The following is a 24,326-nucleotide window of genomic DNA, read 5'->3' as shown; positions in this document are numbered from 1 at the left end:
GCATGCGTTTAACAGGACCATTTGCACAAATACTCACCATGGCCGGCCTGCCGCTTAAAGGAGCATTGCAGGACGGGCAACTGGAAATTATAGAAAACGGCGGTGTGGTAACAGATGATGGAAAGATAGTAGCGATAGGCGCTTACGACGATCTCCTGGCTGCCCATCCGGATATTGATATGGATAAACCCATGCAGCCATCTGTATTGTTACCGGGCTTTGTCGACTGCCATACACACATCTGTTTCGACGGCACCCGCAGCCGCGATTATGCCATGCGGATAGCGGGAAAGTCGTACCTGGATATTGCCCGCGCAGGCGGTGGTATATGGGACTCGGTAACCAAAACCCGCGAAGTAAAAGAGGTGACGCTGATGGAGAGTACCGTACAGCGCGCCAACCGTCACTTCCAGGAAGGGGTTACCACGATAGAAGTGAAGAGCGGTTACGGACTGGATATGGCATCTGAAATAAAGATGCTGCGCGCTATTGCCATCGCGGCTTTTCATACGCCTTCCACGTTGATTTCCACCTGCCTGGCCGCACACATGAAACCGCGCGACTTTGAAGGATCGGAGCAAGATTACCTGCAATGGGTATTGCATGAACTGCTGCCGTTGCTGAAGGAAAATGATTTAACAAAACGGGTAGATATATTCATCGAAGAAACGGCCTTCACCGCCAGCGTAGCCACTCCGTTTCTGCAGGCCGCCTCTGAGATGGGATTTGATATCACTGTACATGCCGATCAGTTTACCGCACAGGGAACGGAGGTAGCCGTAAAGGTAAAAGCCTTGTCGGCCGACCACCTCGAAGCCAGTGGAGATAAGGAGATCGCATTACTGGCTGGTTCGGATACGGTAGCGGTGGTACTTCCCGGAGCCTCCTTAGGCCTTGGTATGCCGTATGCTCCTGCCCGCCGTTTATTGGATGCCGGGGCCAGTGTGGCCATAGCGAGCGACTGGAATCCTGGTTCGGCGCCTATGGGTGACTTGCTGATGCAGGCGGCGGTGATCAGCGCCGCAGAAAAGCTGAGTGCGGCAGAAACGTATGCCGGTCTTACGGTGCGTGCTGCAAAAGCGCTTGGTCTTACAGACAGAGGTGCGCTACAGGTGGGCATGGAGGCCGACTTTCAGGCATATGCCACCAGCGACTACCGCGATATTTTATACTACCAGGGCAAAATGAAACCCATTACCGTTTGGAAGCGGGGGAAAAAAATCACCATGTTATGATGAAGTCAGCGTATTACAAAGCGCCCGTGCGCGAAAACTGGCAGGGCAGGGTAGATGGTAATGATCCCTCGCTGTTGCGCTGGCACCAGGTGATACAGACCGTTGATTTAAGCACGGAGGTTTTGCCTGCACTGGCTCCTTCGCAAAAGGGTATTGTGCTGATGGGTTTTGCCAGCGATGAAGGTGTGCGCCGTAATAAAGGCCGTGCAGGTGCATCACAGGGCCCGCTGGTATTGCGGCGCAGTTGTGCATCTTTCCCGGTACATTTCGAAGGCCACCTGTTTATCGATGGTGGTGATGTAGTGTGTTTAGACAAAGATCTTTCCAGCGCACAACAGGCACTGGCCGCTGCTGTTAAACTGATCATAGCGGCCGGATACCTGCCGCTGCTGCTGGGTGGTGGGCACGAAATCACGTATGGTCATGCGCGTGGCATTTACGATAGTTATGAGGAAGAAATAGGATTGATAAATTTCGATGCGCACTTCGATCTCCGCGCACCTGGTACGGAAGGCGCCAGTTCTGGCACTGGCTTCTGGCAACTGGCAGAGGATTGTAAACAAACAGAGAGGCCCTATCATTACCTGGCCCTGGGCATCCAGCAAAACAGTAATACCCGCCGGCTTTTTGATACGGCCGATGCACTGGGTGTTATGCACCTGCCCGGCGAATATTTTCATGTATTAAAAAGAGAGGCGCTGCTGCGCAACATCCACCTCTTCCTGGATAATGTAGAAAAAGTATACCTCACCACCTGCCTCGATGTATTTTCCGCTGCCTTTGCACCGGGAGTTAGCGCTACCGCTTATAACGGCATACAGCCCGATGCGCTGTTCCTCGAGTGTTACCGCGAAATACTGTACAGTGGCAAGCTGGCGGGTGTTGATATCGCAGAATTGAATCCCTCGTACGACTTCGATAACCGTACCGCTAAGCTGGCGGCCTCGCTGTTATTTGAAGTGGTGGGCGCTTATTTTCAGCAGTAAAGTAATTATCTTGCCGCTCATATGAAGCGCATCGGTTTAATGTCGGACACTCACAATTACCTGCACCCGCAGGTGTTTAAATATTTTGACCAGGTTGATGAAATATGGCATGCCGGCGATATTGGTAATGCTGAACTGGCCGACCAGTTGGAGGCCTTCAAACCTTTCCGTGCCGTATGGGGTAATATAGATGGTGCCGACCTTCGTGTGCGTTACCCCGAGATCAACCGTTTTATACTCGAAGATGTGAAGGTCTGGATTACCCATATTGGTGGATACCCGGGGCGTTATGCACCTGCTATTAAGCCCATCCTCGAAAAATATCCGCCGCATCTTTATATTACCGGGCACTCACATATCCTCAAAGTGGTGCGCGATCCTAAACTGAACCTGCTGCATATCAACCCGGGTGCCTGTGGGCAACAGGGTTGGCATAAGGTGAAAACGCTGGTACGGTTTGTGTTGGACAGTGGCAATATATCGCAGCTGGACGTAATCGAGCTGCCGCGATAATTTACTTTATTCACTATCTTGTCTATTCACCCGGATTATTCAATGCGTAATTACCTGCTTCTGTCGCTTTTGTTCGCTGTTACTTTTAGTGCCTCCGCACAAAAGAAGGAGAGTTTTATCAAACGTGCCCTGCGAACAGAAAACGATACAGTGTATGTTACGCAATACCTCACAGATGTTACATTGCGGATGCTTGGTCAGCGTAAATATTCCTACTATGATCTTAATGACCATGGCCAGGATAAGGAACTGTTATACAGACCTAATAACAATATCACGGTAGGTGTAGGCGCTAACTACGAGCTGCTGGGCCTTAACCTGGTGTTTAACCTGCCGTTCATTAACAAGGATAATGATGAACGCGGGAAAACGAAGTTCATCGACTTACAAACGCATCTTTACCTCCGTAAACTGGCTATCGATCTTTACGGTAACTTTTATAAAGGGTTTTATATCGATAATCCTGCGGGATTTGTTCCCGGTTATCAATCCAGTGATGGTTATCCCAAACGCGGGGATTTATACCATACCAACATCGGCGCTAATGTTCAGTACATCTTTAATGATTCAAAGTTTTCTTACCGTGCGGCATTTGTGCAAAACGAATGGCAGAAGCGCAGTGCGGGCTCATTTATGGCAGGTGGGGAAATTTACAGGATGTCGATGCGCGGCGACTCCAACCTGATACCCAGCGGTAATCCCGAGTTTTTTGATGGTAACACATTTAACAAGAGCTCTATTTTTACGGTAGTGGGTAATGTGGGATATGCCTACACCCTGGTCGTAAAGCAACACTTTTACCTTTCCGGTTCTCTATCTGGCGGCCTTGGTGTGAACTCCACCGCCATGAAGTATGAAGACAGCGACGATAAATTGCAGGAAATAGGCTGGCAGTTCAATAACACCGTTCGCCTGGCAGCCGGTTATAATTCCGACAGGTACTTCGCCAGTGTTACCTATGTAGAAAATATCACGCGTGGTCAATCGCCCATTGCCCGCACCTATCAAACTTTCGGCGCAGGCACTTTCCGTGTAAGTATTGGCCGCCGCTTCGGTTTAAAGAAGCCCTGGATTAAACCCGGCTCTGTGTTAAGCAGTGTTGAAAAGAAAGAAGAATAGACCCTTATAACTGCCCGATCTCCCATTTGATATTCTCCCTTGCTGTGTGTTCATACATCGCCCTGAACACCTCTGTTTTGTAGATGTAAGGCATGTCGAGAAAATGTTTTAATACCTTTTTACGGCCCGGGTTATAAAGCAGGGTAGGGTACATGTGATACTCCTGCCGTATTTGCCTCGCATATTCTACATATTGCATAATGGGTACAGAAAATATGCTCAGATCGAAGTCCAGCAGGTAGTTAAGGTCGCTGTCGTTTGTTGGGTTAGCATGGTTTTTTGTGGCGTTTATCCAGGATGTGACCTTATTAATGCCAGCAGGGCCATATGTCAGTTGATGAAGGAAGCTGGCAGCTTCTACCGCACTTTTCTCTTCATTGTCCGGTTTACTGGCGTTGTATACAATGTCGTGATAAAAAATGGCGAACGACATGCTCTCGTGGTCGTCGATCATCTCTTTATATTCCTGTTGTAATTCCAGCATAAGCCCCAGGTGCTGCATATTATGATAGAACCTGTCTTTACCGCTATAACGCTCATTAATGTGTTTAAATGCCGATTCAAAAAGGGTTTGATGGGAAGGATAGGCCGATGCCAGTTGTTGCCATACCTGTCCGGTAATATGCTGCATCTTTTAAATTTTCCATAAGATAACACATTCGGCGTATAAAACACTGTGTTATGGCCGCAGCCTGATTTCTCATCTTACAAGACTTTTATTCAATTACCTTAAAATCTTGTTATGAAGAAGACCTTATTTGTGTTGCTGACCCTGATGGCAGGTTTCAGCTTCAATACTGTGAAAGCAGCTTCCATGCCGGCTGTACAGTCACTTACAGACACCTATGTGAATGTACAGGTGAGTACCGGCGAATACTTTACAGTCACGTTTTATGCTACCAATGAATGGGGTGAGTTTACCGGCGATTCGTATGAGTTTTCGTTTAACCCGTACACCTATACGTCGGTATCCGTTCCTGCCGGCCGTTATCATATAGCGATTTCGAGCTGGAGTTATTTCTCCAATAATGTTACGGCTACGATTGAGGGCAGGTCGTTGCCGTTCTATTACAACAATACTTATTCGGTACCGCGGTTCATTTATGATGTAGACCTGTCTTACCAGGGCTATGTGAGTATGAACTTTGCATACAGCTGGTAAAAACAAAAAGCCCCGGCACTTTGGCCGGGGCTTCCTTTATATAGCGAAAAGGCTATTATTGTTGTTGTTTCGCAAACTCAGCCCTGATCACGTTAAGTGCGCCACCAGCAACGAACCATTGAATTTGTTGTTCGTTGTAAGTGTGGTTAACAATGATTTCGTCTTTGCTGCCGTCTTTGTGGTTCAGTACCACTGTCAGCGTTTTACCGGGAATGAATTCGTTCAGGCCTATGATATCGATGCTATCGTCTTCCTGGATTTTTTCGTAATCATCCTTGTCAGCAAAAGTGAGCGCCAGCATACCCTGTTTTTTCAGGTTGGTTTCGTGGATACGGGCGAAAGATTTCACCAGGATGGCACGAACGCCGAGGTGGCGTGGCTCCATAGCCGCATGCTCACGGGATGAACCTTCACCGTAGTTTTCGTCGCCTACAACGATAGAGCCTACGCCCTGTGCTTTGTAAGCGCGCTGTGTACCAGGTACAGAACCGTATTCGCCTGTGAACTGGTTTTTAACGGTGTCGGATTTATCGTTGAACGCGTTGATAGCGCCAATGAGCATGTTGTTAGAGATATTGTCGAGGTGACCGCGGTACTTCAACCATGGACCCGCCATAGAGATGTGGTCCGTAGTACATTTACCTTTTGCTTTGATCAGCAGTTTCAGTCCTTTAAGATCGGTACCTTCCCATGCTTTGAACGGCGCCAGTAATTCGAGGCGGTCAGAAGTAGGGGATACGATTACCTGTACGTTGCTACCATCGGCAGCAGGTGCCTGGTAACCCGCGTCTTCCACATCAAAACCTTTTGGAGGCAGTTCGTAACCTTTAGGCTCGTCCAGTTTCACCTTTTGACCATCTTTGTTGGTAAGGGTGTCTGTAAGCGGGTTAAAGGTAAGGTCGCCTGCAATAGCCAGCGCCGTTACGATTTCAGGAGAAGCTACGAACGCGTGTGTAGCGGCCAGGCCGTCGTTACGTTTCGCAAAGTTCCTGTTAAAGGAAGTGATGATAGAGTTTTTACGGTTAGGATCGTCGATATGACGGGCCCACTGACCGATACAGGGACCGCAGGCGTTAGCCAGTACAACACCGCCGATTTTATCGAAGGTATTCAGCATACCATCTCTTTCGATCGTGAAACGTACCAGTTCAGAACCTGGGGTGATCGTGAACTCGGATTTAACATCCAGGTTTTTATCGATAGCCTGTTGTGCCAGGGAGGCAGAACGGCTGATGTCTTCATAAGAAGAGTTGGTGCAGGAGCCGATCAGGGCTACTTCCAGTTTCTCTGGCCAGTTGTTTTCTTTAACAGCCTGAGCGAATTTAGAAATAGGCCATGCTAAGTCCGGAGTAAACGGACCATTTACATAAGGCTCCAGTGTGTCCAGGTCGATAGTGATCACCTGGTCATAATATTTATCAGGAGAAGCGTATACATCAGCATCCGGACGGAGGTGTTCCCTAACACCATCGGCGAGGGAAGCCACTTCTTCACGGCTGGTTGATTTCAGGTAAGCGCTCATTTTTTCGTCGTAACCAAACAGTGAGCAGGTTGCGCCGATTTCTGCACCCATGTTACAGATAGTAGCTTTACCAGTTGCGCTCATGCTGTCTGCACCTTCGCCGAAGTATTCTACGATTGCACCGGTACCACCTTTTACAGTAAGGATACCAGCTACCTGCAGGATAATATCTTTGGCAGAAGTCCAGCCACTCATTTTACCTTTCAGTTGAACACCGATCAGTTTGGGCATTTTCAGTTCCCATGGAAGGCCTGCCATCACGTCAACAGCATCTGCACCACCCACACCGATAGCCACCATACCCAAACCACCTGCGTTAGGCGTGTGAGAGTCGGTACCGATCATCATACCACCTGGGAAGGCGTAGTTTTCGAGCACCACCTGGTGAATGATACCTGCACCGGGCTTCCAGAAACCGATGCCGTATTTATTGGAAATAGAGGAAAGGAATTCGTAAACTTCTTTGTTGGTTTCGTTGGCGGTAGCGAGATCCGCAACAGCGCCTGTTTTTGCCTGGATCAAGTGATCGCAGTGAACGGTAGAGGGAACTGCTACCGAAGCGCGGCCACAGGTCATAAATTGCAGTAGCGCCATCTGAGCGGTGGCATCTTGCATAGCCACGCGATCTGGTGCAAATTCGACATAAGATTTTCCCCTTTCATACGCACTGGTAGCAGGCGCATAAAGGTGAGCGTATAGGATCTTCTCAGCCAGTGTAAGCGGTCGTCCGAGCATCTTACGGGTAGCTTCCACCTTACCCGGGAGTGCCGCATACAGTTTTTTAATCATGTCAATATCAAACACCATGGAAAAATATTTAAAAGCGGTTATAAATTGCACCGCGAAGTTACGCAAATCAGGGCTTTTTTGCAAGGAATTGACGGCCGATTGTTAGGTTATGTACCTTTTTTGGGGATAAATGGTTAAAATAATCTAATAAGTTACGAATTGACCATTAAATACTATGAATCAGATAACACTTTTTTTCGCGGATATTTGTACTAACACGCGCGAAGGGTATTTTGTTTTCAGAAATAATTAGGATAAATTTGATATATGAACCGTTTAAAAGACTTTATGGAATGGCAGGCCTTTGGCGTATGCACAGCCATAGGGGCCCGACTTGGAGTCGCCACCTCCAGGATCCGCCTGTTCTTTATCTACACCAGCTTTCTTACCGTGGGCTCCCCGGTGATTATCTACATGATCCTCGCTTTTTGGGTGAACATGAAGAATTACATCACTAAAGGCCGTCGTAACCCGCTGCGCTATCTCTAGCCCTGACAATCAGTGCAATAACTCCCCATGCCCGGTAGTTCCGCTGCCCGGAGTATCTTTTTCTGCCTGTAAGTCCTGAGAAATATTAATAGCATTCCCATACCGGCAGTAGCCTGCCGGAAAACATTTTTACCCTTAATGTTCAGGAAATACTACTCAAGGTGCACCTTGGTCATCCGTTCGTAGTGGTTCTGCAACTGGTGAACGGTGATAGGCCCCTGGATGTCGCGCGTTTCATCACGGTATACCAGCTCTAAACGGTCGTTTCCATAGAATTTTACCGAAAATGGCCCCCTTACGAACAGGCGCTCGCCATTGTCCTGCGCCTCTTCCTGGAACTTCAGCCTCGCCAGTTCCTGGTCGTTCAGGACGATGGGGAAAATTTCTTCCAGGGGATACCAGAATTCCTGCTGCTCATTGGTAAGCACGCATACCTGTTTGTCGTCGTGGTTAACTTCGAGAATGGTGCCTTCCATCAACTGCCCCTCGTTTTTCACTATTACCCGGTCGGTTACTCTGCATTCTGATAACTGGATCATAACGTAAAATGGTTTAGTGCAACCTGAATATACGAAAAATTACTTTGGGTTGAAATACGGCGCTGTCACTTTGGATGACACCTGGAAATTAAAAAGCCGGGGAGTTACCCCCGGCCATATTATCAGTTGAAAGATGCTTATCTCACTGCTTGCCTGATCCTTACCAGTTCTTCCAGCAAACCTTCCAGCAAATCGAGGCGGAGCATATTAGCGCCGTCTGACAGTGCGCAGGCAGGGTCGGGGTGGGTTTCGATGAACAGGCCATCGGCGCCTGTAGCAATAGCTGCCTTGGCGATGGTGCTGATCATTTGAGGGTTACCACCGGTAACGCCGCTGGTTTGATTAGGCTGTTGCAGCGAGTGCGTACAGTCCATGATCACCGGGCAGCCCTGTTGTTTCATGATGGGGATGTTACGGTAATCCACCACCAGGTCCTGGTAGCCGAAGGTAGTACCCCGTTCGGTGAGCATTACATGCTCGTTGCCTGCGCCTTTCACTTTTTCTACCGCGAATTTCATGGATTCGCCGCTCAGGAACTGGCCTTTTTTCACGTTTACCACTTTGCCGGTTTCCGCTGCTGCCACCAGGATGTCGGTTTGGCGGCAAAGGAAAGCAGGGATCTGCAGCACGTCTACATAAGCAGCGGCCATAGCAGCTTCGGCTGCAGAGTGAATATCGGATGTAACAGGAAGGTTGAATTTTTCGCCGGTTTTCTGCAACAGTTCCAGGGCTTCCACATCGCCCACACCTGTAAAAGAGTTGATGCTGGTGCGGTTCGCTTTGCGGTAAGAAGCCTTAAATACATAAGGAATGTTGAGCTTTTTACAGATGGCGGATACTTTTTCGGCCACGGTGTTCAGCAATTCCTCGCTTTCTACCACGCAGGGGCCTGCAATGAGGAAGAAGTTGTCCGGGTTATATTGGTCTTTCAGTAATGCTTTTAACGTTTTCATACTGCAAAATAACGGAATTAAGCTTTAAAGCGGAAGCGTGGCAAAGGGATGATAAAAAGATCCCGGATTGAAACATCTGCCAGCCACATTGTTATCATATTGTCATGGGTTTAATGACATAGATCGGATATTTTCAGGAAGCGGCTAATATTACATCCAACAAACTAAATTTGCCCATTAACTTTTAAAAATGAAGAAAGATAAGATCCTTGTAATCGGTGCCTGCGGCCAGATAGGAGTTGAATTAACACTGGCGTTGCGCAAAATGTATGGCGATCAGAACGTGGTGGCCTCCGATTTGCGCGAAGAACATGAGTTGCTGAAGGGCAGCGGCCCCTATGTGTCGCTGGATGTGATGAACAAGGAAATGCTGCACGTACTGGTAATCCGTCATAATATTACACAGGTTTACCTGCTGGCCGCTATCTTATCTGCCACCGGCGAAAAGAACCCGCTGCTGGCCTGGCATATCAACATGCAAAGCCTGCTGAACGTGCTGGACATTGCGAAGGAAGAAGGCCTGGACAAAATCTACTGGCCCAGTTCTATCGCCGTATTCGGTCCTAATTCACCCAAAGAGAACACCGAACAGCATACGATCATCGAACCTACCACCATTTACGGTATCAGTAAGTTCGCGGGCGAACGCTGGTGCGAGTACTACAATCACCGTTATGGTATCGACGTACGCAGCCTTCGTTACCCCGGCCTTATCAGCTACAAATCGGCCCCGGGCGGTGGTACTACCGACTACGCCGTGGAAATATACCACGAAGCCCTGGAAGAGGGCAAATACGAGTGTTTCCTGCGCGAAGACACCTATCTGCCCATGATGTACATGCCCGACGCTATCCGCGCCACTATCGAACTGATGGAGGCCGATTCATCGAAGATCGGCATCCGCTCTGCATACAACCTTTCCGGCATGAGTTTCTCCCCTAAAGAGATCGCAGCCGAAATCAAAAAACACATCCCTGATTTCACCATCAGCTACGAACCCGACTACCGTCAGCAGATCGCCGACGGCTGGCCACAGAGTATGGACGACAGCGCTGCCCGCGAACAGTGGGGCTGGAAGCCAGAGTACGACCTGGAGAAGATGACGGTGGATATGCTGAAGAATTTGAAGAAGTAAACCATCCATACAGATTTGAAGATGAGAGAGCAGGCGAAGGCCTGCTCTTTTTTGTTGCAGTTGGGCGGTGTATACACCGCCACGATGGGAATAACCCAGGTTGCCCAGTGTTGTTTCAACCGCTGAAGGGAGTGACACAACGGCGGCTCAATCACAGTTCCACCGCTGGTTTCCCCCAAATTAAAAAAGGAAGACAGTACGTCTTCCTTTTCGATTATAGTTGATAAAATGGGGTGCGTTATTCTACGAAACCTACGGCCACGGTGGAGTTGCTAAACTCATCAACCAGTATGAACGAGCCATTGGCCGGGTTTTGTATGTATGCGTCTGCAAATATCGGGCTGGCGGTTTTAAGGGTGATTTTCCCCATATCGTTCAGGCCCAGTTCATTTACATCTTCGCGGGTACGGTGGGTGGTTACTTCCACTACGGAGTGAATGTTGGCCACTTTGGCTTTCACGCGGTTTATGCCATGCTGCAGCAGGTATGTTTTGCCGGCTACCAGTTTTGTCTGGTCCATCCAGCACACCTGCGCGGTAATTTCTTTCTTCGCTTCGGGTTCCTGGCCGGCTTTTACCAGCAGGTTGCCACGGCTCACATCTATTTCGTTCTCGAGCGTAATCACCACACTGTCGCGGGCATGTGCCTCGTTCAGTTGTGTTTCGAACTTCTCGATGGATTTGATTTTGCTTTTGTGCAGGGAGGGGAGTGATACCACCTCGTCGCCCACTTTAAAACTGCCGCTGGCAATTTTACCGGCAAAACCACGGAAGTCGTGGAACTGCTCGGATTTTGGACGGATCACGTACTGTACCGGGAAACGGGCAGGCAGTTCCTTCTCATCATGGCCAAAGTCGATCTGCTCCAGGTAATCGAGCAGGGTGGGACCATCATACCAGTTGATCTTGTCGCTTTTGCTCACTACGTTTTCGCCGTACAGGGAAGATGCGGGAATGAACTTCACTTCCTGGCCTTTAAACGCCGCCTGGGTGGTCAGTTGCTTAAAATCGTCCACGATCTCGGAGAAACGCTCTTCGCTGTAATCTACCAGGTCCATTTTGTTTACGCATACCACCAGGTGTTTAATGCGCAGGAGGTTGGCGATGAAGTAGTGACGGTAAGTTTGGTCCACTATGCCTTTGCGCGCATCGATGAGAATGAGCGACACCTGGGCGGTAGACGAACCGGTTACCATGTTACGGGTATATTCGAAATGGCCGGGTGTATCGGCAATAATGTATTTGCGGTTGGGGGTGGAAAAGTAGATGTGCGCCACGTCTATCGTGATGCCCTGTTCACGTTCGGCGATAAGCCCGTCGGTAAGCAGCGAAAGGTCGGTAAAGTCGAGACCTTTGCGTTTGCTGGCGGCGTGCAACGCTTCCATTTTATCCTGGGGGATCGATTTGGTATCGTACAGTAATCGGCCTATAAGTGTGCTTTTGCCATCATCTACACTACCGGAAGTGGTTATACGTAAAACGTCCATGATCTGAATTTGAGAAATGAATTAAAAATAACCTGCCTGTTTGCGTTTTTCCATGGCTGCTTCGGAGCGTTTATCGTCGATCCTGGCACCTCTTTCGGAAATCTTCGCTTCCATGATCTCGGCAATAATGTCTTCAAGCTGGTCGGCTTCAGACAGTACGGCGGCGGTGCAGGTCATGTCGCCTACGGTGCGGAAACGCACTTTAGAGCGGAAAGGCTTTTCTTCTTCGGTGGTGTTGAGATAGGGAGAGAATGGCCAGTACATGCCATCGCGCTCGATGATCTCTCTTTCGTGGGAGAAGTAGATGGTGGGTATTTCAAGTTTTTCTTCACGGATGTAGTTCCAAACGTCCAGTTCCGTCCAGTTAGAGATGGGGAACACGCGTACGTTTTCGCCGATATTGATTTTACCGTTCAGCATATCGAACAGCTCGGGGCGTTGGATCTTAGCGTTCCACTGGCCGAATTCGTCGCGAACGGAGAAGATGCGTTCTTTGGCGCGGGCCTTTTCTTCGTCTCTGCGGGCGCCGCCTATGCAGGCGTCGAACTTCAGTTCCTCAATGGCATCGAGCAGGGTAACGGTTTGCAGGGCGTTACGGCTGGCGTATTTACCTGATTCTTCCTTCACTTTGCCCTGGTTAATGCTGTCCTGTACATTACGGACGATCAGTTCCAGCCCCAGTTTTTCAACCAGCCAGTCGCGAAACTGGATAGTTTCCGGGAAGTTATGACCGGTATCGATATGTAAAAGAGGGAAGGGGATTTTACCCGGATAAAATGCTTTTTGCGCTAAACGCACAATGGTAATAGAATCTTTACCACCTGAAAACAAAATAGCCGGACGCTCAAACTGGGCGGCGGTTTCTCTTAGAATGTAGATCGCTTCATCTTCCAGCGCCCGTGGAAATTGCCATTGAATACTGTTCATATCGATAGTTTAGTTACCGTGCCGCGTAGCTTACCTGGAGCCCGCGGGTGTTTGTATGATCTGCTCTTGCGTATTGGAGTGACTATGCAGTCCGCACTCTTTTTTAGACGCTTCCCACCACCATCTGCCGGCCCGTGGGTGTTCGCCTGGTTCTATCGCCCTGGTACATGGTGCGCAGCCAATGCTGATAAAACCTTTATCGTGCAGCCTGTTGTAAGGCACATTGAATTTTTCGAGATGGGCAAGTACGTCGCTGTACGACCATTCTATAAGGGGATTGTATTTTAAAAGCTGCCTGCTTTCATCCAGCTCCAGGGCTTCCATACCCTGCCTGTTGTCGGATTGCTCCGCCCGCAGGCCGGTTATCCATACTTTCACACCTTCGAGCGCCCTGTTAAGTGGTACCACCTTACGGATGAAACAGCACTCTTTCCGGTTTTCCACCGAATCGTAAAAACTGTTCATCCCTTTTTCGCGTACCATACGCTCCACGTCTGCGGTTTCGGGGAAAAAGATCTCTATGTCCTTCTTGTACCTGGCTTTCGTGAGATCCATCAGGTCGTATGTTTCCTGGAACAACCGTCCCGTATCAAGGCTAAAAACCCTGATAGGCAAGTCATTGCGCCAAATGATGTCCGCAATAACCTGGTCTTCCTGCCCGAACGAAGTGGAAAAAGCCACTTTCCCGGGAAACTCTTCCGTCAGCAATCTCAGGCCCGATGCAATATCTTCAGTCTGGGCCAGCATCTTCTTGATCTCTTCCATGTAACTTCCTTAAACCTTGACTGCAAAAATACATAAATCCTATATAAAAGATAGACTAAGTTTTACTGGGCATAAAAAAAGGAGAAGCGGCTGCTTCTCCTTCCTGGTACTCCCCGGGGAGCGGTTATTTTGTAATAATATCTTTTAACGTCTTGTTTTCCAGTATTTTAAGGCTCGCGTCCCTCACCCGGCTCATCACATCGTGCAGGCCACAAACGGCTTCGTCCTTACAGTTATCGCAGCGCTCGTAATAGTTGAGGCTTACGCAGGGCAGCAGGGCGATAGGACCGTCGAGCAGGCGGATAATCCGCGCCATCGCAATTTCCTTCGGTTGCTTCAGGAGGTAATAACCTCCGCCTTTGCCTTTTTTACTACCCAATATGCCGGCATTCTTCAACTCCAGGAGGATATTTTCCAGGAATTTGATAGAAATATTCTTTTCAGAAGCGATTTCCGATATCAGTACCGGACCTTTATCCATATTCTCAGCCAAATGAACCAATGCGTGAAACGCATATTGAGTCTTTTTTGATAACATAATGTAACAGCGTTGTTTGCATTCCCAAACGGGACACTTATGCAAATATATGGAAAAAGGCAGACAGGGAATTACGCGCTTAGAGGTTGAGCACGTCCTTCATGGTGTAGATGCCTTTTTTATCTTTCAGCCATTCGGCCGCTGTAACCGCGCCGGCGGCGAAGCCCTGGCGGCTGTGAGCGGTGTGGATGATCGTAATATCGTCGATTGTGGAAGTATAGTTGATGATGTGTGTACCCGGGGCCGGATCGATACGTTTGCTGACGATGCCCAGCTGGTCGGCAGCGTGCGTACCCTCATTTACCCAGCCTTTTTTACGGGCATTGTTGGCGAGGATCTCTTCTGCCAGGGTGATAGCGGTACCACTTGGTGCATCTCTTTTAGCGGTATGGTGAATTTCTTCCATCTGCACGTTGTAATCGGCATGCGGGCCCATTAACTCGGCCAGTCTTTTATTCAGTTCGAAGAAGATGTTTACACCGATGCTGAAGTTGCTCGCATACAGAAATGCCTGATGTTTTTCGAGGCACGAGGCTGTTACTTCCGGCATGTGGTCGAGCCAGCCAGTGGTGCCGCATACCACGGGCACATTAGCATCGAAGCACTTGAGGATATTGCTTACTGCCGTTTCGGGCGTAGTAAATTCGATGGCTACATCGGCTGTTTGCAGGCTTTCCTTATCCAGCAGGTGCTGGCTGTTCAGGTCTACTTTGTGCGATATTTCATGTCCTTTAGCAATGGCGATCTGTTCGATGGCCTGGCCCATTTTGCCGTATCCTATAAGTGCTATCTTCATGGCTATTGATTGTGTGTTGGAATAGATAAGGGGGAGTGATATGGATACAGTCCTATTTGCTAAGTGCGAACAGGGACTGCTTATATTTTTTCTTGTTCTGTTTTCCCAGCTGGAACGTCATGCTCAGGCCTAAAGCGCGGTTGTCGAACACTTTGGGACTGATGCGCATACTCAGATCGTCGCTCATGTCGAACTGCTTGAGGTGCGCGAACACGGTGGCATCCACGATGTTGAGCGCGTAGGCGGCTACAAACACCAGTACGGAATAATCTACGTATTGGCGGTAGGCATCGCGGAGGTATTTAAGGTCGGCTGCATCGTAGTTCTTCTGTGTCCACTCGTCGGTGAAGTTTGGATTGTCTGCATTGGCCATACGTACGCGGTACGCGTCGCGGAAGGTGCGGTAGTTATCCATGTTCCAGATAAACACGCCGGCCGATACGCCAAGGGCGCCGTATACCAGCGGCAGTTTCCAGTACTCGCGGTTGTAGATCTGGCCCATGCCGGGCAGTACGGCGGAGTAGAAGGCTGCTTTACGCGGATCGTGTTCGTGTTTGGTATCGATCACGATGGAGTCTTTCTGTTCGGCCGCGGTCATTGTTTTAGCCGAATCGGCAGTGGTGATGATTAGCCTGTCCTGCGCTAACTGCCTGGCCGCCGCGCTGCTCGTATCGCGCGTTTGCGCGTGCAGGGAAACGGCCGGCCCCGTTACCAGTATCACCAGTAACAGGAAACAGCAGGAGAACAAGGTTATTTTCCCCACGTTATTTTCCACCGTAAAGTTCAATTTTTTCAAGGATCGCATCCAGTTCTTCATCTGAATAGAACTCAATGAGAATGCTGCCTTTCCCTGCCTTACTCCTGTCCAGTTTCACTTTGGTAGAAAAGTGGGTGGCCAGGTTATCTTCGATTTTCTGGTAAGGAGGGGGGAGGGTGCTTTTAGCTGGTTTCTTAACGTTACCTTTTTCAATATAGGTAACCTTACGCACCAGGTCTTCGGTTTGGCGAACCGACAAACCATCTTTCATTACTTCACCGAAAATGAAGAGTTGTTTCTCTACGTTCTCGATGCCAATGAGTGCGCGGGCGTGACCCATGCTTATTTTACCGCTGCGTACCGCAACCTGGATGTCTGGTGGCAGTTTAAGCAGGCGGATATAGTTGGTAACGGTGCTTCTTTCTTTGCCCATACGGTCGGCTACTTCTTCCTGGGTGAGTGTACACTCGTCCATCAGGCGTTTGTAGCTGAGGGCTATTTCAATTGCGTTAAGGTTTTCGCGTTGGAGGTTCTCCAGCAGGGCAAGTTCCAGTAATTCCTGGTCGTTAACCTGGCGGATGTAGGCTGGAATGTCCTTCAGACCGGCAATTTTGCTGGCGCGCATACGGCGTTCGCCGGAAATGAGCTGGAACTTCTTACCTACCCTGGCTACGGTGATGGGCTGAATAATATCATGCAACTTGATAGAGTGGCTTAACTCCTGTAAAGCCTGCTCATCAAAGTCGCGGCGCGGTTGTTTAGGGTTTACCTCGATCTGATCAAGCGGAATGCGCTCAATACCGGTAGCCTGGGCAACCACCTGTTCTCCCAACGCATTGGATGTTTGCTTCAGGTCTGTGTCGATGTTCTGCAACAACGAACGGATACCTTTACCTAGCGCCTCTTTCTTATTCGGATTGGTCATCGTTTATAGCCAGGATCTTATCCTCTGATTTTATTTTTGTGAAATTGTGTTTTTGCAGGATCTCTTTCGCCAGGTTCAGGTAGTTGATCGCTCCTGTGCTGGCCGCATCATACATAATAACCGACTTACCGAAGCTGGGGGCCTCGCCAAGTTTGGTATTACGGTGAATGATGGTGTTGAATACGCTTTCCTCGAAATGTTGTTTCACCTCGTCTACCACCTGGTTGCTCAGGCGTAAACGGCCATCGTACATGGTCATTAAGATACCTTCGATTTCCAGTTCGGTGTTAAGCCTGCTCTGAACTATCTTAATAGTATTCAATAACTTACCTAAACCTTCCAATGCAAAGAACTCACACTGAACGGGGATGATCACTGAGTCGGAAGCAACCAGGGCGTTCACAGTAATCAGACCAAGGGAAGGAGAGCAGTCCACGATAATAAAATCGTAGTCGTCCTTAACCGGGTCAATAATCTGTTTCATCACCTTTTCCCTGTTCGGGTGGTTGATCAGTTCCAGTTCGGCGCCCACCAGGTCGATGTGTGAAGGCAGTACTTTCAGGTTCGGGGTGTCCGATTCCAAAATCACGTCTTTCGCCTGCGCATCGTTCACCATACAGTCGTAGAGGCTCTGCGTAATGTTACGCAGGTCAAAACCAAGACCTGTAGTACTGTTGGCCTGCGGGTCCGCATCCACCAGCAATGTTTTAAATTCCAATACAGCCAGGCTGCTGGCCAGGTTAATGGCGCTGGTAGTTTTACCCACGCCGCCTTTCTGATTGGCTATTGCAATTGTTCTTGCCATTGTTTTTGTCTGAATTCAAAGGTTAAAATAGGATAAATTATAGTAATTGTCGCCTTTTAACATACCTAATCGGGCAAAATTACAACGAATACCCTTAAATAAGGGCAGCCAAAACATTTATTTATTCACAGAGGATAAAAGGCCTGTGGGTTGTAAAAATGTTAAAGTTGGGCCTTTATTTAACGTGGGAAAGATACAAGTATTTCATTATCAGGGGCTAATATTTTTTCCACCATTTACAATTTACAGGCAGGGCAATCGTCTTCAGAATGAACAGGTTTGCTTGCCGTACCTTTGCAACTTAAATTAATATAATAGATAATACTTGTTATGCGATCCGGATCTGGCTATTTCTTCATGGTGTTCTTCTTACTGATTGTTGATATTTACGTGTTTTTCGCTGTAAGAACTGCTTTTGCCGGTGCCGCACCGCGCACGCGCTTTATCGCCAACCTTGTTTACTGGCTGGTGTCGGGTACTATATTAGTGCTGGCGGCCACTTACCGGTTCCTGCCGGAAACCAGCCCGGTGTTGCTCACTTATGTGCGTACCATCATCATCGCCATATTATTCGCTAAACTTATCGTGGTGCTATTCCTGGCTATCGATGATCTTCGCAGGCTCATCCTCTGGATTGCCGGCTTTTTCCGGTCGGCCGCTACCGAAAATATTGGTACCGAAGGGTTTCGCAAGGGTATTACCCGTTCACAGTTTTTGTCGAAGGCCGGTCTGGCTTTAGGGGGCGGACTGGTGGCTACGCTTATCTACGGTTTCTCTAATAAATATAATTACCACGTCCGTAAACTGAAGCTCAACTTCAAAAACCTGCCCTCTTCGTTCCGGGGACTGCGCATCGTGCAAATTTCGGATATCCATTCGGGTAGTTTCCAGGATAAAGCCGCGGTGGAAAAGGGGGTAGATATGATACTGGCCCAAAAGCCCGACCTGATTTTGTTTACCGGCGACCTGGTGAACGACCGCGCCATGGAAATGAAGGAGTACCAGGATGTGTTTAGTCGCCTGACAGCCCCTATGGGCATTTACTCTGTATTGGGTAACCACGACTATGGCGACTATTATCCCTGGCCCGACTTCGATGGCGACCACTATAGCGCTATGAAGGCCGATAACCTGAAACAACTCAAAGGTATACACGCTCAAATGGGCTGGAAGCTGATGTTGAACGAACATACGGTGTTCGAGCGTAATGGCGAACAGATTGCCCTGCTGGGTATCGAAAACTGGAGCGCCAACGCCCGTTTCCCCCGCTTCGGCGATATGACAAAGGCGCACGCCGGTACCGAAAACATCCCTTTTAAAATACTGATGTCGCACGACCCCTCCCATTGGGACGCGCAGGTACGCAAAGAGTACCCGGATGTAAACCTGATGCTGTCGGGCCACACCCATGGCATGCAGTTCGGAATAGAGATCCCGAAATTCAAATGGAGCCCTTCCCAGTACTTCTATAAACAATGGGCCGGCCTTTACCAGGACGGGCAGCAGAAACTTTATGTAAACAGGGGCTTCGGTTTCCTGGGTTACCCCGGCAGGGTAGGCATACTCCCGGAAATTACCGTGATTGATTTAGCATAACAGGGAACGGGCATCCGTTCACTGATCGGCCGCCGTTGTGTCACACCCTTCAGCGGCCGGTCCTTTGATGGGCGATAGAACGAGGATCATTCGTGGATCCTTGCTGTATCCTGGCTAAATGTTGCCATCCAGCTTGAGTTTTAGCAAGGTTTCAGCAACAAATCAGCAACAAACAGGCATTTTTAGCAGCGTTTCAGCAGGGTCACAGCAACAAATCAGCAACAAACACCTGATTTTCAGCAAGGTTTCAGCAACGATCCTCGAAGGATATAGCCAGGACGCAGCTACGGTGCCTTAACAAAGGTCATCCCGATGCACCCGGCCGGCACTCCTTGTTAATTGCGGCTAAACGGCTATATTGCATATCTGTAAACACCATTATGCGACACCGCTGTCTTGTCTTTATATTGCTGCTGACCACCTTCCGCGTTTCTGCACAAGGTTTGGCCGATATTCAACGGCAGCTCGACTCTTTGCTTAATGCGCAGGAGAAAAGTGAGTTTATGGTGTCTCTTAGTTATGGTAACAATCCTGCATATGGTGGAAAAAAAGTAGATGTGGTGAGGCCCATCGTGCTAAAACCTTTCATTTCCCCTTCTCTTTCTTATTATCATAAATCCGGCGCGTTCGCGAGCATTGCTACCTATTACATGTTTAACGCCACGCAAAAGCCGCTTTTTGAAACCGATCTGTCTGTAGGCTACGACTACACGAAAAACAGGCAGCTCATCACCGGTATCAATTACACACGGTATATCTATGCCGATTCGAGCGACATGCCCTTTACGCCTATCCAAAACGAAATGTTTGCGTACTTCCTTTACCGTAAGTGGTGGCTGGAGCCGGGATTGATACTGGATTATGGATGGGGAAAACGTACGGTAAAGATCAACCGGTTTTTTAACCGTGATATAACCGGCAGTGATTTTAATATGATGCTGGATGTAAGGCATACTTTTATTTTCCCCGAACTTACCTGCGAGCATGATGCCCTGATGATTATCCCGATAATGGCCATCACCGCGGGCACGGCTAACTATTACAGTAATCTCAAAGCGGGTCAGTACCTCACGCGCAGCAAACAAATACGCCGGTATATAAACCGATTAAGTGACGAAGAAACTATTCTTGATACAAAATTTGAACCCCGCGCGGTAGACGTTTCGCTCCGTGTTTCGTACATGTATAAAAAGCTGACGATCGCCCCTTCTTACATTGTATTTCAGCCACTTAAAGGCGATGATAAAAGCCTGTTCGGCTACTTCTCTGCATCGGTAAATTATACCTTCTAAGGTTTTTAGCACGCATTTTGTAACACTTCCTTAACATAACTGCAATAAATTGATTTATTAGCAGTTAAATAGGGGTATCGTCTATGACGAAACGTCTGGTCCAAGGAAAAAGAACCTCAATTGATTACAAACTATAGTAACCACATTAATCAGTATCAAACTATGAAAAAACAACTTTTTTCGCTGGCGGTCCTTATGTTCATGACTATTGCCAGCGCGAGCGCGCAAAGCGGCTTACTTCATTTCGGTTTAAAGGGAGGCGCCAACCTTGGTAAACTGGATGGTAAAGGGTACAAGGATGGATTCAACCTCGGTTACCACATTGGTGGTTTTGCCCAGATAAACTTCCACAAGGGTTTCGGCGTACAGGGTGAATTGGTATTTTCGTCGGGAACTGTTAAGACGACTTCTTCATTCGATGAAACTTATAATCCGGATAACCTGGAAGATAATGATGGCAAGAAAATTAAGATGAATTACCTGAGTGTGCCTATCCTGGCAAATATTCCACTTGGTACGAATCGTATAAAATTACAGGTAGGCCCACAGTTTAGTGCGCTGGTAAGTGATAAGAACGTTTTTAAAGGAATCGACGATTCTTTTAATGGTGGCGAGGTTTCGGGTGTTGCCGGGTTATGGATACAGTTGCCGATCGTGAACATTAGTGCACGATACATTATAGGATTCACGGATGTCAGGAATGCAAGTAGTGTTGTTGACTCGGAGAACTGGAAAAATCAGTCCATTCAATTGGGTGTAGGGTTTACATTATAAAAAACTCCTTATCATAATCCCCGGAAGGGTAATTAGCTGACGGAGAAAAGTAGCAGACGGTCATTTTGGCCGGACGTTATTTTTCTCCTTTTTTGATTAAAGGGCTTTGCTTACCTTGGCATCAAACTTGACTATATACTATATATCTAAAAAAGACGGGCAAGAAGCACCTAAACCTGACATATTGTCCCTCAGCTAATGAATATGGAACTACAAAAATTTTATTTAGGGAATTCGGAGGATGACATGGTCGAATACATGCCTATAATTCCCTTAAATGAAGATGGCGAAAATTCAGACGACGATAAGATACCCCAGGAACTTATATTGCTGCCGCTACGGAACACTGTGCTGTTCCCGGGTGTAGTGATACCAATTACCGTGGGTCGTGATAAATCTATTAAGGCAGTGTATGATGCATATAAGGCTGACAAAATGATAGCCGTTATTGCACAAAAAGACAGTAATGTGGAGGAACCCGAGTTGGAGGATTTACATGCTGTAGGTACGATTGCGAAAATTGTGAAGCTGATCAAGATGCCGGACGGGGGGACAACTATCATCATCCAGGGCCGTAAACGTTTTACGCTACAGGAGCTGGTGTCCAGAGACCCGTACTTCAAAATCAAGTACACACTGTTGTTCGATGAAATATCTGATGAGGAAGACCAGGAATTTGAGGCATATATATCTTCCATTAAGGATATGGCAGCCCAGATTATCGCCCTGTCGCCCAACCTGCCATCGGAGGCTTCCCTGATCCTGAAGAATATCGAAAATACTTCTTTCCTTATCCACTTCGTATCGTCGAACCTGAACAGCGATCTGAGAGAGAAGCAGGAATTGCTGGAGATCAACAACCTGCGTTTACGCGCCGAGGCCTTGTTGAAACTGCTGCAAACCGAACTGCAGCTGGCGGAACTGAAAAATAAGATCGCTAATAAAACCAAGGCCGACCTGGATAAACAGCAGCGCGATTACTTCCTGCAACAGCAGCTCAAGTCTATTAAAGAGGAACTGGGCGGTGATAGCAACGACCGTGAGGTGAAGGAAATGAAGCGGAAGGCAGAAGGCAAAAAGTGGACGGATGCTGCTAAAGAACTGTTCACCAAAGGAATAGAAAAACTGGAAAGGATGCACCCGTCCACCCCCGACTATTCTGTTGTGTACAACCACCTCGACCTGCTGCTGGACCTGCCCTGGCAGGAGTATACAAGCGACAGCTACGATCTTAAAAAGGCAAAAAAGATACTCGATCACGATCATTATGGTATGGAGCGCATTAAAGAACGCATTCTCGAGTACCTGGCCGTGTTGAAACTGAAAGGCGACATGAAATCGCCCATCTTGTGTTTTGTAGGTCCTCCGGGTATTGGTAAAACATCGCTGGGCCGCTCAATTGCCAGCTCTATCGGCCGTAAATACGTGCGTATGAGCCTTGGCGGTTTACACGATGAAAGCGAGATCCGTGGTCACCGTAAAACCTACATCGGGGCTATGCCGGGCCGTATTGTGCAGTCGCTGCGTAAAATAAAATCCTCTAACCCGGTAATGATACTGGACGAGATCGATAAACTGGGCAACGACCACCGCGGCGATCCAAGTTCGGCTTTGCTGGAGGTATTAGATCCGGAGCAAAATGGTTCCTTCTACGATAACTACCTGGAAACAGAGTTCGATCTGAGTAAGGTATTGTTTATTGCCACTGCAAATAACCTCGCTGCTATTCCTCACGCCTTGCGCGACAGGTTAGAAATCATTGACCTGAGCGGGTATTCGATAGAAGAAAAGGTGGAAATCGCGAAGCGTCACCTTATCTCCAAACAGAAGGAAGCGCATGGTTTAAAGAACCTGAAAACAAAATTCGGCAACCCGATCATCAGTAAAATCATCCAGGACTATACCCGCGAAAGCGGTGTGCGTGAACTGGACCGCCAGTTCGCCGCCATCATGCGTTCGCTGGCCAAAGATGTAGCGCTGGAAGAGGAAGTGCCGGATGTAATGACTGAAGAGAAGATAGAAAAGATATTGGGCAAAAGCCGTTATTCCAACGAGATCTACAAAGTAGGCAATCCTCCAGGTGTGGCCGTGGGCCTGGCCTGGACGTACGTTGGTGGCGACATCCTGTTCATAGAAACTACCCTAAGCGAGGGCAAAGGTGATCTGAAGCTGACGGGCAACCTCGGTAACGTGATGAAAGAGTCGGCCGCCACGGCATTCACCTATCTGCAGGCCAATGCTTTGGAATACAACATTGATCCGAAGAAGTTTACCACCCGCAGTGTGCATGTACACGTACCAGAAGGGGCCGTTCCTAAAGACGGTCCGAGTGCGGGCATCACCATGCTTACGGCGCTGGCGTCGGTATATACAGGCCGCAAGGTGCGTCCGTACCTGGCTATGACCGGCGAGATCACCCTTCGCGGGCAGGTGTTGCCGGTGGGTGGTATCAAAGAAAAGATCCTTGCAGCGAAACGCGCTGGTATTAAAGAGATCATTCTTTGCTGGCAGAACGAGAAAGACATCAGGGATATTAATCCTGACTATATTAAAGGTTTGAAGTTTCATTATGTGAAGCAAATGAACCAAGTGCTGGAAACTGCGTTATTAAAGAAGTAGAACGCATTTGCAGCCAGTCATGGCAGTACCTGCACGTACGTTACTTGAAAAAGTGACTTATGTTGATTGTTTTAAGGGTTTATATGAAGCCGTCCTGAGAAGGGCGGCTTCGTTCTTTTATGAACGTGGAGTCGGTGTTTGATTGGAGGTTGGTGGGTGTCGGTGTTAAGATGGCTGTTGGTGTTTGTTTTGAGTTTGCTTGGATATCGGTGTTAACATAGCTGTTGGTATTTGTTTGGGTAGGTGGGTGTTGGTGTTAAGATGGCTGCTGGTGTTTGTTTTGGGTAGATGAGTGTTGGTGTTAAGACGGCTGTTGGTGTTGGATTTGAGGTTGGTGGGTGTTGGTGTTAAGATGGCTGTTGGTGTTTGTTTTTGGTAGATGGGGAGCGGTGTTAAGATGGCTGTTGGTATTTGATTCGAGGTTGGTGGGTGTTGGTGTTAACATGGCTATTGGAGTTTGTTTTGGGTAGATGGGGAGTGGTGTTAAGATGGCTGTTGGTGTTTGTTTTGAGTAAATGGGGGCGGTGTTAACATGACTGTTGGTGTTTGTTTTGGGTAGATGGGGAGCGGTGTTAAGATGGCTGTTGGTGTTTGTTTTGGGTTG

23 protein-coding genes are annotated in these 24,326 nt (G+C 48.3%); 11 read left to right on the top strand and 12 right to left on the bottom strand.

Going from position 1 to position 24,326, the window contains the following annotated elements:
- Positions 1–2 precede the first annotated feature (2 nt).
- Genes hutI through QZT80_RS12310 form a run of 4 tightly spaced genes read left to right on the top strand, consistent with a single transcriptional unit; the run spans position 3 to position 3,853 of the window.
- A complete protein-coding gene (gene hutI / locus QZT80_RS12325) occupies positions 3–1,235 on the top strand; it encodes an imidazolonepropionase (RefSeq protein ID WP_295122168.1) in 1,233 nt (410 codons plus the stop codon).
- Positions 1,232–2,221 (top strand): formimidoylglutamase, encoded by a 990-nt coding sequence (gene hutG, locus QZT80_RS12320; protein ID WP_295122166.1) that lies wholly within the window; start codon positions 1,232–1,234, stop codon positions 2,219–2,221. The genes hutI and hutG overlap by 4 nt, the downstream gene beginning before the upstream one ends.
- A 21-nt stretch (positions 2,222–2,242) precedes the next feature.
- On the top strand, positions 2,243–2,734 hold the full coding sequence (locus QZT80_RS12315; protein ID WP_295122164.1) for a metallophosphoesterase family protein: 492 nt from the start codon (positions 2,243–2,245) through the stop codon (positions 2,732–2,734).
- 42 nt (positions 2,735–2,776) lie between these two features.
- On the top strand, positions 2,777–3,853 hold the full coding sequence (locus QZT80_RS12310; RefSeq protein WP_295122163.1) for a DUF4421 domain-containing protein: 1,077 nt from the start codon (positions 2,777–2,779) through the stop codon (positions 3,851–3,853).
- 4 nt (positions 3,854–3,857) lie between these two features.
- Here QZT80_RS12310 and QZT80_RS12305 read toward each other — a convergent pair whose 3' ends face one another.
- Positions 3,858–4,484 carry a hypothetical protein gene (locus QZT80_RS12305; protein ID WP_295122161.1) on the bottom strand — a complete coding sequence of 209 codons (627 nt, stop codon included), beginning with the start codon at positions 4,482–4,484 and terminating at the stop codon, positions 3,858–3,860.
- Between the two features lie 111 nt (positions 4,485–4,595).
- Between QZT80_RS12305 and QZT80_RS12300 the strand changes: the two genes are divergently transcribed.
- Positions 4,596–5,015, top strand: coding sequence for a hypothetical protein (locus tag QZT80_RS12300; RefSeq protein WP_295122159.1), 420 nt, complete (start codon positions 4,596–4,598; stop codon positions 5,013–5,015).
- A 55-nt stretch (positions 5,016–5,070) separates the two neighbouring features.
- On the opposite strand, the gene QZT80_RS12295 is transcribed toward QZT80_RS12300, so the two are convergent.
- The gene (locus tag QZT80_RS12295) at positions 5,071–7,344 is read right to left on the bottom strand and encodes an aconitate hydratase (RefSeq protein WP_295122157.1); all 2,274 of its coding nucleotides are present in this window, start codon (positions 7,342–7,344) and stop codon (positions 5,071–5,073) included.
- 249 nt (positions 7,345–7,593) lie between these two features.
- Here QZT80_RS12295 and QZT80_RS12290 point away from each other — a divergent pair, with 249 nt between their 5' ends.
- Entirely contained in the window at positions 7,594–7,815 is a 222-nt protein-coding gene (locus QZT80_RS12290) for a PspC domain-containing protein (RefSeq protein WP_295122155.1), read from the top strand.
- A 152-nt stretch (positions 7,816–7,967) separates the two neighbouring features.
- Here QZT80_RS12290 and QZT80_RS12285 read toward each other — a convergent pair whose 3' ends face one another.
- A complete protein-coding gene (locus tag QZT80_RS12285; RefSeq protein ID WP_295122154.1) occupies positions 7,968–8,354 on the bottom strand; it encodes a hypothetical protein in 387 nt (128 codons plus the stop codon).
- Positions 8,355–8,491: 137 nt separating this feature from the next.
- Positions 8,492–9,307: a 3-deoxy-8-phosphooctulonate synthase gene (gene kdsA, locus QZT80_RS12280; protein ID WP_295122152.1), complete on the bottom strand. Its 816-nt coding sequence runs from the start codon at positions 9,305–9,307 to the stop codon at positions 8,492–8,494.
- A gap of 190 nt (positions 9,308–9,497) precedes the next feature.
- Here kdsA and QZT80_RS12275 point away from each other — a divergent pair, with 190 nt between their 5' ends.
- A complete protein-coding gene (locus QZT80_RS12275; protein WP_295122150.1) occupies positions 9,498–10,442 on the top strand; it encodes an L-threonine 3-dehydrogenase in 945 nt (314 codons plus the stop codon).
- A 238-nt stretch (positions 10,443–10,680) separates the two neighbouring features.
- Here QZT80_RS12275 and QZT80_RS12270 read toward each other — a convergent pair whose 3' ends face one another.
- The 8 genes from QZT80_RS12270 to QZT80_RS12235 form a co-directional block, all read right to left on the bottom strand.
- Positions 10,681–11,928, bottom strand: a complete 1,248-nt coding sequence (locus tag QZT80_RS12270; protein WP_295122148.1) for a GTP-binding protein — start codon at positions 11,926–11,928, stop codon at positions 10,681–10,683.
- Positions 11,929–11,949: 21 nt separating this feature from the next.
- Positions 11,950–12,855 (bottom strand): sulfate adenylyltransferase subunit CysD, encoded by a 906-nt coding sequence (gene cysD, locus QZT80_RS12265; RefSeq protein WP_295122146.1) that lies wholly within the window; start codon positions 12,853–12,855, stop codon positions 11,950–11,952.
- A 30-nt stretch (positions 12,856–12,885) separates the two neighbouring features.
- Entirely contained in the window at positions 12,886–13,620 is a 735-nt protein-coding gene (locus QZT80_RS12260) for a phosphoadenylyl-sulfate reductase (RefSeq protein ID WP_295122144.1), read from the bottom strand.
- A 124-nt stretch (positions 13,621–13,744) separates the two neighbouring features.
- Complete coding sequence (locus QZT80_RS12255; protein ID WP_295122142.1) at positions 13,745–14,158, bottom strand: Rrf2 family transcriptional regulator; 414 nt, start codon at positions 14,156–14,158, stop codon at positions 13,745–13,747.
- 79 nt (positions 14,159–14,237) lie between these two features.
- On the bottom strand, positions 14,238–14,954 hold the full coding sequence (gene dapB, locus QZT80_RS12250; protein WP_295122141.1) for a 4-hydroxy-tetrahydrodipicolinate reductase: 717 nt from the start codon (positions 14,952–14,954) through the stop codon (positions 14,238–14,240).
- Positions 14,955–15,006: 52 nt separating this feature from the next.
- Complete coding sequence (locus tag QZT80_RS12245) at positions 15,007–15,729, bottom strand: DUF5683 domain-containing protein (RefSeq protein ID WP_295122140.1); 723 nt, start codon at positions 15,727–15,729, stop codon at positions 15,007–15,009.
- Positions 15,719–16,636 (bottom strand): ParB/RepB/Spo0J family partition protein, encoded by a 918-nt coding sequence (locus tag QZT80_RS12240; RefSeq protein ID WP_295122138.1) that lies wholly within the window; start codon positions 16,634–16,636, stop codon positions 15,719–15,721. Before QZT80_RS12240 ends, QZT80_RS12245 begins: the two co-directional genes overlap by 11 nt.
- Positions 16,620–17,441 (bottom strand): AAA family ATPase, encoded by an 822-nt coding sequence (locus tag QZT80_RS12235; RefSeq protein ID WP_295122136.1) that lies wholly within the window; start codon positions 17,439–17,441, stop codon positions 16,620–16,622. The genes QZT80_RS12240 and QZT80_RS12235 overlap by 17 nt, the downstream gene beginning before the upstream one ends.
- A 330-nt stretch (positions 17,442–17,771) precedes the next feature.
- On the opposite strand from QZT80_RS12235, the gene QZT80_RS12230 reads away from it, so the two are divergent.
- From QZT80_RS12230 to lon, 4 genes are all read left to right on the top strand, one after another.
- Entirely contained in the window at positions 17,772–19,037 is a 1,266-nt protein-coding gene (locus QZT80_RS12230; RefSeq protein WP_295122134.1) for a metallophosphoesterase, read from the top strand.
- A 380-nt stretch (positions 19,038–19,417) separates the two neighbouring features.
- Positions 19,418–20,329 (top strand): hypothetical protein, encoded by a 912-nt coding sequence (locus QZT80_RS12225; protein WP_295122132.1) that lies wholly within the window; start codon positions 19,418–19,420, stop codon positions 20,327–20,329.
- A gap of 162 nt (positions 20,330–20,491) precedes the next feature.
- Positions 20,492–21,103, top strand: coding sequence for a porin family protein (locus QZT80_RS12220; protein ID WP_295122130.1), 612 nt, complete (start codon positions 20,492–20,494; stop codon positions 21,101–21,103).
- 258 nt (positions 21,104–21,361) lie between these two features.
- Positions 21,362–23,722 carry an endopeptidase La gene (lon, locus tag QZT80_RS12215; protein WP_295122128.1) on the top strand — a complete coding sequence of 787 codons (2,361 nt, stop codon included), beginning with the start codon at positions 21,362–21,364 and terminating at the stop codon, positions 23,720–23,722.
- Positions 23,723–24,326: the final 604 nt, after the last annotated feature.

The sequence above is a fragment of the uncultured Chitinophaga sp. genome, from assembly GCF_902168175.1.
Classification (GTDB): Bacteria; Bacteroidota; Bacteroidia; order Chitinophagales; family Chitinophagaceae; genus Chitinophaga.
Note: the sequence above shows the minus strand (reverse complement) of the source record. Positions and strands in the feature narration are given on the sequence as shown.

Coding starts and splice junctions, on each gene's coding strand:
- QZT80_RS12295 (WP_295122157.1), bottom strand. CDS start 7,344: ATGGTGTTTGATATTGACATGATTAAAAAACTGTATGCGGCACTCCCG.
- QZT80_RS12255 (WP_295122142.1), bottom strand. CDS start 14,158: ATGTTATCAAAAAAGACTCAATATGCGTTTCACGCATTGGTTCATTTG.
- lon (WP_295122128.1), top strand. CDS start 21,362: ATGCCTATAATTCCCTTAAATGAAGATGGCGAAAATTCAGACGACGAT.
- QZT80_RS12230 (WP_295122134.1), top strand. CDS start 17,772: ATGCGATCCGGATCTGGCTATTTCTTCATGGTGTTCTTCTTACTGATT.
- QZT80_RS12235 (WP_295122136.1), bottom strand. CDS start 17,441: ATGGCAAGAACAATTGCAATAGCCAATCAGAAAGGCGGCGTGGGTAAA.
- QZT80_RS12310 (WP_295122163.1), top strand. CDS start 2,777: ATGCGTAATTACCTGCTTCTGTCGCTTTTGTTCGCTGTTACTTTTAGT.
- QZT80_RS12240 (WP_295122138.1), bottom strand. CDS start 16,636: ATGACCAATCCGAATAAGAAAGAGGCGCTAGGTAAAGGTATCCGTTCG.
- QZT80_RS12270 (WP_295122148.1), bottom strand. CDS start 11,928: ATGGACGTTTTACGTATAACCACTTCCGGTAGTGTAGATGATGGCAAA.
- QZT80_RS12260 (WP_295122144.1), bottom strand. CDS start 13,620: ATGGAAGAGATCAAGAAGATGCTGGCCCAGACTGAAGATATTGCATCG.
- QZT80_RS12290 (WP_295122155.1), top strand. CDS start 7,594: ATGAACCGTTTAAAAGACTTTATGGAATGGCAGGCCTTTGGCGTATGC.
- QZT80_RS12285 (WP_295122154.1), bottom strand. CDS start 8,354: ATGATCCAGTTATCAGAATGCAGAGTAACCGACCGGGTAATAGTGAAA.
- QZT80_RS12315 (WP_295122164.1), top strand. CDS start 2,243: ATGAAGCGCATCGGTTTAATGTCGGACACTCACAATTACCTGCACCCG.
- hutI (WP_295122168.1), top strand. CDS start 3: ATGCGTTTAACAGGACCATTTGCACAAATACTCACCATGGCCGGCCTG.
- QZT80_RS12300 (WP_295122159.1), top strand. CDS start 4,596: ATGAAGAAGACCTTATTTGTGTTGCTGACCCTGATGGCAGGTTTCAGC.
- QZT80_RS12225 (WP_295122132.1), top strand. CDS start 19,418: ATGCGACACCGCTGTCTTGTCTTTATATTGCTGCTGACCACCTTCCGC.
- QZT80_RS12305 (WP_295122161.1), bottom strand. CDS start 4,484: ATGCAGCATATTACCGGACAGGTATGGCAACAACTGGCATCGGCCTAT.
- QZT80_RS12220 (WP_295122130.1), top strand. CDS start 20,492: ATGAAAAAACAACTTTTTTCGCTGGCGGTCCTTATGTTCATGACTATT.
- hutG (WP_295122166.1), top strand. CDS start 1,232: ATGATGAAGTCAGCGTATTACAAAGCGCCCGTGCGCGAAAACTGGCAG.
- cysD (WP_295122146.1), bottom strand. CDS start 12,855: ATGAACAGTATTCAATGGCAATTTCCACGGGCGCTGGAAGATGAAGCG.
- QZT80_RS12275 (WP_295122150.1), top strand. CDS start 9,498: ATGAAGAAAGATAAGATCCTTGTAATCGGTGCCTGCGGCCAGATAGGA.
- kdsA (WP_295122152.1), bottom strand. CDS start 9,307: ATGAAAACGTTAAAAGCATTACTGAAAGACCAATATAACCCGGACAAC.
- dapB (WP_295122141.1), bottom strand. CDS start 14,954: ATGAAGATAGCACTTATAGGATACGGCAAAATGGGCCAGGCCATCGAA.